The 13,652-nt window shown below is 57.0% G+C and carries 14 protein-coding genes; 11 read left to right on the top strand and 3 right to left on the bottom strand.

Features of this window, described 5'->3' with window-relative positions; genetic code table 11:
- Positions 1-224: 224 nt before the first annotated feature.
- A complete protein-coding gene (gene lplA / locus Q7F15_RS15450) occupies positions 225-1,211 on the top strand; it encodes a lipoate--protein ligase (protein WP_230076612.1) in 987 nt (328 codons plus the stop codon).
- Positions 1,212-1,597: 386 nt separating this feature from the next.
- Here lplA and Q7F15_RS15445 read toward each other — a convergent pair whose 3' ends face one another.
- A complete protein-coding gene (locus tag Q7F15_RS15445) occupies positions 1,598-2,854 on the bottom strand; it encodes a dicarboxylate/amino acid:cation symporter (protein ID WP_171565808.1) in 1,257 nt (418 codons plus the stop codon).
- Positions 2,855-3,067: 213 nt separating this feature from the next.
- Positions 3,068-4,135 (bottom strand): anthranilate phosphoribosyltransferase, encoded by a 1,068-nt coding sequence (locus Q7F15_RS15440; protein WP_230076613.1) that lies wholly within the window; start codon positions 4,133-4,135, stop codon positions 3,068-3,070.
- A gap of 394 nt (positions 4,136-4,529) precedes the next feature.
- Between Q7F15_RS15440 and Q7F15_RS15435 the strand changes: the two genes are divergently transcribed.
- On the top strand, positions 4,530-4,955 hold the full coding sequence (locus Q7F15_RS15435) for an SRPBCC family protein (protein WP_171565806.1): 426 nt from the start codon (positions 4,530-4,532) through the stop codon (positions 4,953-4,955).
- A 1-nt stretch (position 4,956) separates the two neighbouring features.
- Positions 4,957-5,337, top strand: coding sequence for an ArsR/SmtB family transcription factor (locus Q7F15_RS15430; protein ID WP_171565805.1), 381 nt, complete (start codon positions 4,957-4,959; stop codon positions 5,335-5,337).
- A gap of 143 nt (positions 5,338-5,480) precedes the next feature.
- On the opposite strand, the gene Q7F15_RS15425 is transcribed toward Q7F15_RS15430, so the two are convergent.
- Positions 5,481-6,530, bottom strand: a complete 1,050-nt coding sequence (locus tag Q7F15_RS15425; protein ID WP_304414576.1) for a DctP family TRAP transporter solute-binding subunit — start codon at positions 6,528-6,530, stop codon at positions 5,481-5,483.
- Positions 6,531-6,657: 127 nt separating this feature from the next.
- Between Q7F15_RS15425 and Q7F15_RS15420 the strand changes: the two genes are divergently transcribed.
- From Q7F15_RS15420 to Q7F15_RS15385, 8 genes are all read left to right on the top strand, one after another.
- Positions 6,658-8,217 (top strand): ATP-binding protein, encoded by a 1,560-nt coding sequence (locus tag Q7F15_RS15420; RefSeq protein ID WP_304414575.1) that lies wholly within the window; start codon positions 6,658-6,660, stop codon positions 8,215-8,217.
- Complete coding sequence (locus Q7F15_RS15415; RefSeq protein WP_304414574.1) at positions 8,218-8,904, top strand: response regulator; 687 nt, start codon at positions 8,218-8,220, stop codon at positions 8,902-8,904.
- A gap of 75 nt (positions 8,905-8,979) precedes the next feature.
- Positions 8,980-9,912 carry a S66 peptidase family protein gene (locus Q7F15_RS15410; protein ID WP_212132304.1) on the top strand — a complete coding sequence of 311 codons (933 nt, stop codon included), beginning with the start codon at positions 8,980-8,982 and terminating at the stop codon, positions 9,910-9,912.
- 167 nt (positions 9,913-10,079) lie between these two features.
- Positions 10,080-10,550, top strand: coding sequence for a Dps family protein (locus Q7F15_RS15405; RefSeq protein WP_304414573.1), 471 nt, complete (start codon positions 10,080-10,082; stop codon positions 10,548-10,550).
- A 100-nt stretch (positions 10,551-10,650) separates the two neighbouring features.
- Positions 10,651-10,947, top strand: a complete 297-nt coding sequence (locus Q7F15_RS15400; protein ID WP_230076701.1) for a helix-turn-helix domain-containing protein — start codon at positions 10,651-10,653, stop codon at positions 10,945-10,947.
- 17 nt (positions 10,948-10,964) lie between these two features.
- On the top strand, positions 10,965-11,810 hold the full coding sequence (locus Q7F15_RS15395) for an IS3 family transposase (protein ID WP_230076700.1): 846 nt from the start codon (positions 10,965-10,967) through the stop codon (positions 11,808-11,810).
- Positions 11,811-12,040: 230 nt separating this feature from the next.
- A complete protein-coding gene (coaA, locus tag Q7F15_RS15390; protein WP_171565799.1) occupies positions 12,041-12,976 on the top strand; it encodes a type I pantothenate kinase in 936 nt (311 codons plus the stop codon).
- Between the two features lie 104 nt (positions 12,977-13,080).
- Entirely contained in the window at positions 13,081-13,524 is a 444-nt protein-coding gene (locus Q7F15_RS15385; protein WP_304415542.1) for a 2-thiouracil desulfurase family protein, read from the top strand.
- Positions 13,525-13,652: the final 128 nt, after the last annotated feature.

Raw genomic sequence — 13,652 nt, 5'->3', positions numbered from 1 at the left:
CATTCAACATGGCGCCGGTGATAATGGCGTCCGACACACCGGGTGCCTGCATTATGGCTGCCGTCATCGCTGTAACTGCGACGTCCACCACCAGATTGATGCCGCCAGCACGACAACCCACAACCAAAAGGGGGCTGGGGGGATGTGTTGTGCGGCAAGTGGACGTTTGTCATACTGTTGCTCGGACAAGCTGACAGTCATCAGTCCGCAAAGGAGGAACGCACATGAAATTCATCGACAATCGAGGAATCACCGATCCCCGCATCAACCTGGCAATCGAGGAATACGCCTTAAAGCACCTGCCTGCCGATGAAGATTACCTGTTGTTTTACATCAACGAACCGTCCATCATCATTGGGAAAAACCAGAATACGATCGAAGAGATCAATGCCGACTACGTCAACGAACACGGGATTCACGTGGTGCGCCGGCTGTCGGGAGGCGGCGCCGTCTATCACGACCTCGGCAACCTCAACTTCAGTTTTATTACCAATGACGACGGGGAGTCCTTTCACAACTTCCGCAAGTTTACCGATCCGGTCGTTCGCGCTCTGCGCCAGATGGGCGTCGACGCGGAGCTGACGGGCCGCAACGACATCCAGGTGGGCGAGCGGAAAATTTCCGGCAACGCCCAGTACGCCGCCAAAGGACGCATGTTCAGCCACGGCACGCTGCTGTTTGACTCCGACCTGGAGCGTGTCGTCTCCGCGCTGAACGTGAATCCCCTAAAAATCCAGTCAAAAGGGATCAAGTCGATTCGCAGCCGGGTCGCCAACATTTCGGAATTTCTGCCCAGCCCGATGACGATCGAAGAGTTCAAGAAGGAGCTGCTCGTCTTTATCTTCGACGGCAAACCGGTGGAGGAATATCCGCTCACCGACGAGGATTGGGCGAACATCCACGAGCTGTCCCGTTCCCGCTACCAGAGCTGGGAGTGGAATTACGGAAAATCGCCGAAAAGCAACTTCCGGCAGTCCCGCCGGTTTGACATCGGGACGGTGGAGGTGCGGTTGGAGATCGAGAAGGGGCGCATCAAGGAAGCCAAAATCTACGGGGACTTCTTCGGAATGAGGGACGTGTCGGAAATCGAGGCCGTGCTTCGCGGCGTGCCATACGACAAGCAAGCGGTGGCGGATGTGCTTGCTGGCATCGACATCGAGCCGTTTTTCGGAAAATGGTCGCGTGAGGAACTGCTGTCGCTGCTGTTCTGACGAATACGCCTTTGACCACTCGTCCGCAGCGCATGAGAGATCGGGCCCGCTCGCTCGCTTGACGCCCAGCACAGAAGCGGATGAAGTCGGCTCCAAAACGAGACGCGGGCAGGGGACAAACATCTGGGTATTTCGAGGAAGTGAGACTTGTGTCCCCTGTTGATTCCCGCGTCTTCGTTTTTTCACTGAGTCGGTCGTCAAAGGAGCTCGCTTGGCCCATCCCGCCATGCGATGCCCATTGTCTTTTCGCTTTGGTTGATGAATAGGCACGCCTTTCGGCCTGGAAATCATTTTTTGTGGACGCTAACTCAATGAACCGTTTGTCTTCAGTCTGAAACCTCCCGAAAACGGGAGGTTTCAGTGCTGATTGAACGCAGTGGCGCCCGTTATGCCGAAATGGCCGGCGATTTTTCGTCCGACAGGGCAGGCGGATGAAACTCGTTCTCGTGCTTGGCGATGACCACCGCAGCCACGCCGTTGCCGATCAGGTTGGTGATGGCACGGGCTTCCGACATAAAGCGGTCGACACCGAGCAGGAGCGCGATGCCCTCGACCGGGATCATCGGGAACGCGGCCAGCGTTGCCGCCAGGGTGATGAAACCGGAGCCGGTGACGCCGGCTGCCCCTTTGGACGTGAGCATCAAAATGCCGAGCAGGGTCAGCTGCTGCCAGACGGACAGGTCGACGCCGTATGCCTGCGCGATGAACAGAGCGGCCATGGAGAGGTAAATGGACGTGCCGTCCAGGTTGAACGAATATCCGGTGGGCACGACCAGACCGACAACCGATTTGGAACAGCCGTATTTTTCCAGACGCTCCATCATGCGGGGCAGCGCCGATTCGGACGACGAAGTGCCCAACACCAGCAGGATTTCTTCGCGAATGTATTTGATAAACGAGAAAATGTTAAAGTTGAAGAAGCGGGCAATCAGCCCCAGCACCACGACGATGAACAAAAACATCGTGATGTAGACCGACCCCATCAAGAGGCCCAGTCGTTTCAGGGAGTCGAGGCCAAAGGTGCCGATGGTGTAGGCCATCGCTCCGAATGCCGCGAGCGGGGAGACTCTCATGATCATGTTGACGACGCCGAAGAATCCGTGCGCCAGCTTGTCAAACAGGTTGATCACCGGTTGGGCGGCGGAGCCCATGGCTGCGAGCGACAGGCCGAACAGGACGGCGAAGAACAGGATGGGCAGCAGTTCGCCTTTGGCCATGGCGTTGACCACGTTGTCCGGAATGATTCCGACGAGGAAGTCGATAAAGCCGTGACTGGTCTCCTCAGCCGCTTTCGTGTACTTGGAGATGTCAGCGCCGCTAAGGCCGGTCTTGTCAAAGCCGACGCCCGGCTTGATGATGTTGACCACGACCAGGCCGATGGCCAGCGCGATTGTGGTAACGATTTCAAAATAAATCAGCGCCTTGCCGCCGATTTTTCCCACCTTCTTCATGTCGCCCATGCCGGCGATGCCGTTGACGACGGTGAAGAAGACGATCGGCGGGATGACCATTTTGATCAACTTGACGAATACGTCCGCCAACACTTTCAGTTCAGCACCGAACTTGGGCGCAAACTGGCCGACGAGAATACCGAGGATAATGGCGATCACGACCTGCACGGTCAGGTTTTTAAAAATACGCATAAGTCCCCTCCCCTTTACGCACAATGAAAGCGCTTTACATTCTCTGTACTTGCATTCTAAAGAATTGCTGGAATATTGGAAATGATACGGTCATATTGGTTGTTTTGGTCTTTTTGGTCACAGAGCTTGCGGGGAGCGGAGACAAGCAAAATACCCTTGACCCGCCAATCCGGCAAGCCAAGGGCTGTATGGGTGCGGGGAATTTTTTCGACATCAGGTGCCGATATGGCCTGCATCGCGAGCGGAAGCGGCGGGTGCTGCGGATGGTGCGGCTGCATCCAGCCACTGTCTGTACCGGTCCCAAGCCTCTCGGGAATCTAGCGCCTGGCGGGCCGCGGCCACACCTTCATCCAAGTTCGGGACGCGCCCGGTGATCCACAGCCGCAGGGCACTGTTTAGGAGCACCATGTTGCGGTAGGCAGGTTCGGCTGTTCCGTTCAGCACCGCTTCCGCCGTCTGCCGCTGCAGTTCCGGCGTCCAGTCGGTATCCGGCGCTTCCGCCTGCAAGCCGAGCGAGGCCGGATCGACGACGAAGGGACGACAGCTGCCGTTTTCCACGATCAAGGCGCGGCTCGGTTTGGCGGCGGACACGTCTTCGGAGCCTTCCATGCCCTGCACGACGATTCCCCGTTCCACTCCGAGACGGAGCAGCAGTTCCGCCACTTTTTCAAATACCGTGCCGTGGAAGATGCCGATGGCCATGGACGGAGAGTCGGCTGGCCGCAGCAGCTTTTCCACCGTGTTGAACAGGGTGCGGACGCCGAGCTCCAGCCGCAGGGGGCGCAGCTTGTGCAGCGCGGGACACCACGTTTCCGTGGGGACAATCAGGACGCCGCTGCGCTCGGCAGCCGACAAAAGCGCCTGCCTGTCGGCGGCATCCACGGATACGCCTGCGGTCTTTAACACGTCCGTCAGCGTGATGCCCCACTTGGGCGGCAGCGATGGACTGCCGTGCAGAGTGACCCGCTGCCCGCAAGCGGCCAGTACAAAGGCGGCAGGCAGCGTGGCCATAAACGATTTTCGCCGCCCGTCGTAGGGGCCGGCGCAATCGAGACTGTCCGGAAACGAGACGGGCGACATGGTCCGGCGTAACACCTCCACAAACGCCGCCAATTCGTCCAGCGACTCCGATTTGATCCGCTCCGCCATCAGAAACGCGCCCATCTGTGCGGGTGTCGCGCTGCCGTTGAGAAACATCTCTGCCGCTATCGTTGCCTGTTCGTACGTCAGGTCTTTTGCGCCGCGTTTGCCGCGTCCCACTTCTTTTAACAGTTCATACATCGTGGCTGTCACCTCTCTCAAAATTGCGTCATTCACCGACCATTAACAATCGGGCCGCGTCCAACATATATACGATTAAGTATACAGGAATACTATGATTTTTGAGAAGTCGTACAACTAGGTGGACTGGTCGCTGCAGAGCGTCTCTTTTGCTCTACTGAACTCCGGGCCGCTGCGCTGTCGAATCGGGGACTGTAAAAGCGGGGGAACGAGCAAGATATAAGTGAACGGGGCGAAACAACCAATCGGAGCCATCTCGGTCCTATGATTGACATGAAACCAAAAGGTGTCATAAAATCAAAAAAGGAAACCATTTGGTTTCGTATTGCGTACAAGAGTTCCGCTCGGGTTTGCCCCAGGAAAAAGGGAAGCACACATATCAGGAGGTACGACGATGGAGAACAAAACCCCGCAAACCATTCCGGACATTCGACACACCCAGGTGTTCCATGCACCGATCCAGAAAGTGTGGGAAGCCGTTGCCACGGCGGAAGGTCTGGCCGCATGGTTCATGCCAAACGACTTTCAACCAGTGGTCGGTCACGAGTTTCACATAAATGCCGGTCCGTTCGGCATGTCCCCCTGCAAGGTGACGGAAGTGGACCCTCCCAACCGTCTGTCGTTTCACTGGGGGAAAGACTGGATCATTACGTTTGAACTGAAAGACCTCGGCGGGAAAACGGAGTTTACGCTGATCCACTCCGGCTGGAATCCCGATACTGTCACGGAATTCGGCGAACCGCACACGATCGTGCGCGACCGCATGAATCAGGGCTGGACCGGCATTATCCAAAAACTGGGTAAGTATGTCGAGGGCTGACATGGCTGCGGCGCCGTCCAGACATGACGTCTTTCAGGCAATTGCCGATCCCACGCGCCGCCAGCTGCTGAAATTGCTGGGGGATCAGGAATTGCCGGTCACCGTGATCAGCGGACACTTTCCGATGAGCCGGACGGCCGTTTCCAAACACCTGCGCATTTTGGCCGAAGCCGGCCTGGTCAAAGGGAGGAAAGTCGGCAGGGAGACGCGCTACCGGCTTGATCCGGAACCGCTGCTCGCAGTGAAGCAGTGGCTTGCGTATTACGAGCGGTTTTGGGAGAACAAGCTGGCGATGCTCAAACACTACGTGGAGTCCGGCGAAACGGACGGCGCCGAGCCTGTCGCCACGCGAACAGCGGTCCAGCCGACGAAACAGGAATAACCACGCAGCCAGCTGCCGCCTGGCCTGACGCTGTGAAGAGAGTGCATGAAGACAGTCCAAGACGGTGCTTTCCCCGTTTTGGCCTGTCTTTTTTGTCGGGGAAGACGCATTTCCTCGGGGCCAGGGAGATGGAACGAACGTGTTTACTGCTGCCTGTGCAGTTTGCTGATCTCGTCCATTAACGCCGAACCGATCATCGGGGCAAATGATTTGTACACCGGCTGCAGCGCCTCCCTCCAGACGGCCTGCTCCTGTGGTGTCAGCACGTGGATTTCCATGCTGCTCTCTTTGGTCAACTGCTTCCACTGCTGCTCGTTCATGGAGACGGCGATTTGGTCGCTGTAGGCCGTCGCCTCCTCCAACGCCTCGGTCAGCACGCGCTGTACGTCGGGGGGAAGCTTCTCCCAGAACGATTTGTTGATGATCACGGCATATCCCAGATAGCCGTGGTTGCTGACCGTCATGTATTTCTGCACCTGGTAGAGACGCTTGCTGTAGATGTTGGAGATGGTGTTTTCCTGGCCGTCCACCTCGTTGTTCGCCAGCTTGCGGTAGACGTCATTGAACGGAGCCCCCTGGGCTGTCGCCCCCAGCGTGCGAAACTGCGCTTCCAGCACGGGGCTTTGAATGATCCGGAAGCGCTGGCCGGCGAAGTCCTGCGGCGTGCGGATCGGTTTGTTGCTGGTCATCTGCTTGAAGCCGTTGCTCCAAAAGGCCAGTCCCTTCATGTTCAGCGGCTCCAGCGTCTCAAACAGCATCCCGCCGATCTTCCCGTGAAACGCCTGCTCAACATCCTGCTGATCGCGAAACACGTAGGGCAGGTCCAGCACCGACCACGCCGGAATCCGGTTGGCCAGATTGGAAAAGGCGGGAGCAATCATCTGGATGTCGCCGCGCCGCAGCGCATCCATCTCCGTCTGGTCGGAGTGGAGGATACCGTTGGGAAATACCTGCACTTCCACCCGGCCATTGGACTTTTCCTTGACCAGTTGGGAAAAACGATCCACGGCCAGACCCTTCGGCGTATTTTCCGCCACCACATGGCTGAACTTGATGATAATGCGCTCGCTCAGCCCTTCCTGCTCCTCGTCGTATCCCAGCGATGCAAACGGCAGGTCGCTGCGAAAGCCGATAATCACGGCGCTGAGCAGGCCCAACAGGACGAACGCGACAATGCTTGCGATTGATCTCACGGGCCGACACCTGCTTTACCATCGGTTGATTTGCTTCACGTACTGTACCAAAATATATGGTAGCAGGCAAACCTACCGGAAAGGAAGAACACTCCTGTTCAAGCGTCTGAAAATTAAGTGGAAAATCATGCTGCTGTCAGTCGGCATCGTGCTTTTTTCCCTCTTGATCGGCGGCATCATCATCGTGGGCAGCATCATTCGCCTGACCGAGGCGGAGTTGGGACAGCGGCTGATGACCACGGCGCGGACAGTGGCGGAAATCCCGCTCATCCAGAAAAGCATCCAGGAACCGGACGGCTGGCGGACCATCGCTCCGACGGCACGGCGGATTCGCATTGTCAACGACGTGACGTACGTGGTGGTCATGGACATGAACAGGGTCCGCTATTCCGATCCGCTGGACGAGCGCATCGGCACCGTCTTTCTCGGCAAAGACGCGGAGGAGGCGTTTGCCGAGCACACCTACATCCGCAAGGTGCGGGGGGAGCTGGGAACGGCGCTGCGGGCCTACGTGCCGATCATGAACACCGATCACCAGCAGGTGGGCGTGGTCATGGTGGGCCATCTGCTGCCGAGCATCCCGCAGATCCTCTACGACCAGCGGGAAAACATCGCGATCACGTTTTTTCTCTCCCTGCTGTTTGGCATCTGGGGTTCGTACCGGCTCGCCCGCCACATGAAACGGCAGATGCTCAACCTGGAGCCGGAAGAACTGGCCCGCATGCTGGTGGAGCGCACCGCCACGTTTCACGCCATGCGCGAGGGCGTGATCGCGATCGACACGCAGGAGCGGATCACCATCGTCAACGACAAGGCCAAACAGATTTTCAACATCGAAGACGACGTGCTGGGCAGACCGATCCGCGAGGTGATTCCCGATACCGCGCTGCCGGAAGTGCTGGAGAAGCAGCAAAACTTTTACGACCACGAACTGCACGTCGGAGGGGCGCTGATCTGGTCCAACCGCTTTCTGATCAGGACCGACGGGAAAGTCGTCGGGGCGCTGGCCATTTTCCAGGACCGGACCGAAGTGGCGCGGATGGCGGAAGAGCTGACCGGCGTAAAGGCATTCGTCGACGCGCTCCGCGTGCAAAACCACGAGTACATGAACAAGCTGCACACAATCGCAGGACTTTTGCAGTTGAATCAGAAAGAGAAGGCGCTGCAGTACCTGTTTGAAATCAGCGAACAGCAGGAAGAGCTGACTGCATTTCTCTCGGCCAAAATCACGGATGAAAGCGTTTCCGGCCTGCTTTTGGGCAAGGTGAGCAGGGGCAAGGAACTGGGCATTCGCCTCGTCATCGACCGGCGCAGCAATCTGGAGCGCTTCCCGCCGTACATGGATCACCACAATTTCGTGCTGATCCTCGGCAATCTGATCGAAAACGCGTTTGACGCTCTGGAGCAGACGGACAAACACGACAAGGAAGTCTACGTCAGCATCGAACAGGATGATGACATCTGCTCCATCCTGGTGGAAGACAACGGCATCGGCATGGATAACGAGACACGGCGGCGGATGCTGGAGCGCGGCTTCTCCACCAAGGCGGGGAAGAACCGCGGCCTGGGCCTCTACCTGGTGCAGCAGCTGGTGGCGAAGGGGCGAGGCGAACTGAGCTGCCAGTCGCAGCCGGGCGAAGGCACGAGCTTTTTGATTACCTTTCCGATGAAGGAGGCGGAAGCGTAGATGGGCGACCCATTTCGCGTGGTCGTCATCGAGGACGACCCGATGGTGCAGGAAGTGAACAGGCAGTTTATCGAACGGGTGTCGTCTTTCCGCGTGGTCGGCGCGGCCTCCAACGGAGCGGAAGGACTCGCCTTGGTGGAACAATTGAAGCCTGACCTGGTGATCATGGACATTTTCATGCCCGTGCTGGACGGCGTGCGCACCCTGCAGAAACTGCGCACAGCCAATCAGGCGGTGGACGTGATCGTGATCACGGCGGCCAAGGACAAACCGACGATCCAGGCAATGCTCCGCAACGGCGTGATGGATTACATCATCAAGCCGTTCAAGTTTGAGCGCATTCAGCAGGCGTTGGAAAACTACCGGGCGTTTCGCCAGCAGTTGGAGCAGGAGGGCACCGTCTCCCAGGCGGAGGTGGACCAGCTGTTGTTCCGCTCCGCCGCGAAAAGCCCCCGGGAGCTGGAGACGCCGCCGAAAGGGCTGCACATGCACACGCTGGAGCAGATTGTCCGCCATCTGCGCCAGGAAAAGCAGCCGCTGTCGGCGGAAGAGGTGGCAGAGCGGGTCGGTATCGCCCGCGTGACGGCGCGCCGCTACCTTGAATACCTGGAAAAGAGCGGACGGGTGAAACGGGACGTGGCATACGGCGGCGTCGGCCGGCCGACCAACCGGTACGTGCTGGTGTGACGCACTTTTCAAAAAATGGCGGTCAGGGGTACGGCAGGGCGGACCAAAAGTATCAATCAGTGAGGAGAATTCCGGATGAACAAGGGACACGCACTGAAACCAGGGGATACGATCGGGATCATCGCCCCGGCAAGTCCTCCGAAAACAATCGACAGCGTACACAAGGCCAAAGCTGAGCTGGAAGCGTTGGGATTCAAGGTGGTACTGGGAAGAACCTGCTATGACAGCTATGGCGGCTATCTGGCGGGAACGCCCGAACAACGGGCAGCCGAACTGAACGAGATGTTTGCCGATCCCGACGTCGACGCCGTGATGGCTTTGCGCGGTGGCTACGGTTCGCCGCAAATCCTGCATCTTCTCGATTACGACATGATTGCGCAAAACCCGAAACTGTTCATCGGGTACAGCGACATCACCGCGCTGCACACGGCGCTCCGGCAGGAGGCGGGATTGGCGACCCTGCACGGTCCCAACGCATCGCCCGGACTGCTCAGCGGGACCAACGCGTATACGCGGGAATGTCTGCTGCGCGCCATGACCAGCACCGAGCCGCTGGGCGAGATCGTCAACCCGCCGGGGGAGGAGATCGTCTGCCTGGTGGAAGGAGAAGCGTGCGGCGAGATCGTCGGCGGCAATCTCTCGCTGGTGGCGGCGCTGGCGGGCACGCCCTATCAGGTGGATGCAAAAGGCAAGCTGCTCTTCCTGGAGGATGTGGACGAGGAGCCGTACCGGGTGGACCGCATGCTGACCCAGTTGGCGCTGGCCGGCACGTTTGCGGAGTGCGCCGGGATCATCCTCGGCACGTGGAACAACTGCACGTCGAAAAAACAGGACAGCTTCACCGTCCTCGACGTCATTTCCAACATGATCGCGCCGTATCAAAAGCCGATGATCTGGAATCTGCAGGCAGGCCACGGCGAAAACAACGCCGCCCTGCCGTTTGGCGTGCAGGCGTATCTTGACGCGACAGGCTGCCGGCTGATCGTCGAAGAGGCGGTCGTCCGGTAAAGGGGCCAATCAGGCGTACTCGCGGAAGGCCGGATTGCTGTCAGGGACGGGGAGATGTTGGCGGCGTCAGGCCGCAGCATCACCGGCGGAATAAACAGCAGTTCCCAGCGTAATACTAACATCGTTCTGTAGCATCTTCATGCGAGGAAAGGATGAAGTGACGCCGAATGAGCACTGCTGTGACAGGAGTGAAAAGCCCTTCCCTGACAGACGTGTTGAACAAACAGGTTGCCAACTGGAGCGTCCTGTACATAAAATTGCACCACTACCACTGGTATGTGACAGGACCCCACTTTTACACGCTCCACCAAAAGTTTGAAGAACTGTACAACGAGGCGGCCGGCTACGTGGATGAACTGGCGGAACGGCTGCTGGCAATCGGCGGACAGCCGGTCTCGACGATGAAAGCCTGTCTGGAGCAGTCGACCCTGCGCGAAGTGGCGGGAGGGGAGACTGCGGAACAAATGGTTCAGGCGGTAGTCGCCGACTTCCGGCAGCTCATCCGCGAGTTGGAGGAGGGAATGTCCATCGCCGAACAGGCAAATGACCAGGCGACCAGCGACATGTTCCTTGAGATCAGCACCAGCCTGCAAAAACACGTCTGGATGCTGCAGGCGTATCTCGGCAGGCGGCCGTGAAAAATCCCCCTGGGCTGCGATAAGTAGAGTGCACCCCTTAAAGTAGACATTGGAAAAACCCCTTGGGAAAACCGATGTTACTTTAAGGGGTGAATTTTTTATGGCTATCAAAGGTCAAAAGTTCAAGCATTATCCTTTGTCGTTGAAAATGGAGGCAATACGATTGCATGTAGAGGAGAAGTGGACATACAGACAGATCACTGAGCATTTAGAAATCCAGGATAAGGATCGAGTAAAAAAGTGGATGCGGAAATACAAACAACTTGGGGAGTTCGGTCTTTTGGATCAGCGTGGACGACGTACAGCGTACATCGATCAAGATCGACATGTGAAAAAATTGAAACGGGAGAACGAAATTCTAAAAAAGTGTTTGGAAATCTGGATGCGGGAGGTGTAAGAAAAAAGTATCGTGTGATGGAGAATGTCGCAGCGTTGTACCCGATTACCGAACTCTCCAAACTTCTTGGTGTATCGAGGAGTGGGTATTATCGGTATCTTGCACAGAAGGAGTGGGATAGAGACGGAGAACTGAAACAGCAGATTCAAACCATCTATGATGAACGAAAAGGAATATATGGGTATCGAAGAATTCAAGCGGAACTCTTTCGTCAATACGGCAAGGTTGTGAATCATAAGAAGGTGTTACGACTCATGCAAATTCTTGGGCTGAAAGCCATTATTCGTGGCAAGCGAGCGTATCGGAGCACGTATCGAGCGGCTGAATCTGATGGTCGTGTTGCCGAAAATCTGTTGAAGCGTGACTTCACAGCCGAGAAACCAAACCAGAAGTGGGTCACCGATGTTACCCAGTTTCGTGTAGGAGATCAACGTATCTTCTTATCAGCGATTAAAGACTTGTTTCACAACGAAATCGTGGCGCACCATGTGAGCTTACACAATGACAATGCCCTTGTCCTGGAGACGTTTCGGAAAGCATTTGAAAAGCATAAGGACGTGACTGGACTGATCGTACACAGCGATCAAGGCTCCCAGTACACGTCCCACGCATACCACGACATGCTGCAAAAGGTTGACGCCCGAATCAGCATGTCGCGAAGGGGCAATTGTTTAGACAATTCCCCTATGGAGAGTTTCTTCTCGCACTTAAAGGCAGAAGCTCTCTATCCTTATGATATTCGAAGTCTGGATGAAGCGCAAAGACGAATTGAGGAGTACATTCGTTTTTATAATGAAGAGCGTTTGCAAATCAAATTAAATAAGCTGACGCCAGTCGAGTACAGGCGTCAGCATGCGGCCTAACGGCCGGGGGTTTTTTAAGTGTCTACAAAATGGGGTCTTGACCATTAAGGCCAAAGGGGGGATTTTTTTCGCCAAACAAATGGTGACGCCCATGTTCTCCATCAGGCCAGGAATGGTATGCACCTTTCTTGCCGAGAGACGCACCTCACGTGTTCCCAAAAAGCGGCCGCAGGTGGTACACTATTGTGGAACATCTAATGGACAAGAACGAGAAAGGATGTACGGTTCCCATGGCATCTCCTTACATCACATTCAGTCGCGAGCAGTGGAGAGGACTGCGGGCTTCCACGCCGCTTACCATATCAGACGAAGAATTGGCCTGTCTGCAGGGGTTGAACGAAAAGCTCTCCCTGTCGGAAGTGGCGGACATCTACCTGCCGCTCTCCCGGCTGTTGAACCTGTATGTGGGGGCCACCCAGGAACTGTATCATGCAACGCATACATTCCTCGGCAATCAGGACAAAAAGGTTCCGTTTATCATCGGCATCGCCGGCAGCGTCGCAGTCGGCAAGAGCACAACCGCCCGCATTTTGCAAACGCTTTTATCCCGTTGGCCCAATCATCCCAAAGTGGACCTGGTGACCACGGACGGTTTTCTCTACCCCAACCGCGTCCTCGAAGAGCGCGGCCTGATGAAACGCAAAGGGTTTCCGGAAAGCTACAACACGAAGCGGCTGGTGTCGTTTCTGTCCGACGTCAAGTCCGGCGTGCCGGAAGTGGCTGCCCCTGTCTACTCCCATCTGGTGTACGACATCGTGCCCGGCGAGTGGCAAGTGGTCCGCGAACCGGATATCTTGATCGTGGAGGGGCTAAATGTCCTGCAGACGCCGATCGACGAAAAACAGCGCCGCGTCACGGAAGTCTTCGTCTCCGACTTTTTCGACTTCTCCATTTACGTCGACGCGCGTGAAGAGGACATCATGAAGTGGTACGTGGAGCGGTTCAAGCTGCTGCGCGAGACGGCCTTCTCCAACCCGGCCTCTTACTTCCGCCGCTATGCCAGCCTGACCGACGAAGAGGCGACAGAGGTGGCCACGAGCATCTGGATGGAGATCAACGGCATCAACCTGCGGAAAAACATCCTGCCGACGCGGGGACGCGCCCGACTGATCTTGGAAAAAGGGGCGGATCACATGGTCCAGAGCGTCAAGCTGCGCCGGCTGTAATCCGGTGAATCCCCAATCGCAAAAGGCCGATTCGGCCTGGAGGATGTTTGCGGTGTGGACAACCCTGGTCCCTGGTACCGAAATGAGGAAAGGAACTGGTGACAGTGAAAATCGTCAGTGCCTGTCTGATTGGCTGTCAGTGCCGATATGACCAGCGCGCCTGTCTGGACGCGGAAACCGAGACGCTGTTCAAGGAAGGAAAGGCCATTCCCGTCTGTCCCGAGCAGATGGGCGGTCTGCCGACGCCGCGCACGCCGGCGGAGATCGTCGGCGGCGACGGTTTTGACGTCCTGGACGGGAAGGCCCGGGTAATCGACCGGAACGGCCGCGACGTGACGGACGCGTTTCTCGCCGGGGCCAGGCAGGCGCTCAAACTGGCGCAGGCGGTGGGGGCCACGTCCGCCGTGCTGAAGGAAAACAGTCCCTCCTGCGGCAGTTCGTTTGTCTATGACGGGACGTTCTCCGGCAATAAAAAGGCCGGAGTGGGCGTGACGGCCGCGCTGCTGATCCGCAACGGCATCGCGGTCCAATCGGAGCAGAAGAATTAAACGGAAAAAACGGCGAGCGTTCTCTCCCTGATGCGCTGGCTGACCTGATCAAGCCGCCCAATGCGCGAACGAAAAAAAAGGGCGGGGAAAAGAGAACATAAGGCCAGCCGGCGAAACCATGCAAACAG

It is taken from the genome of Brevibacillus aydinogluensis, assembly GCF_961514395.1.
Taxonomy (GTDB): Bacteria; Bacillota; Bacilli; order Brevibacillales; family Brevibacillaceae; genus Brevibacillus; species Brevibacillus aydinogluensis.
This window is presented reverse-complemented; position numbering and strand designations above follow the sequence as displayed.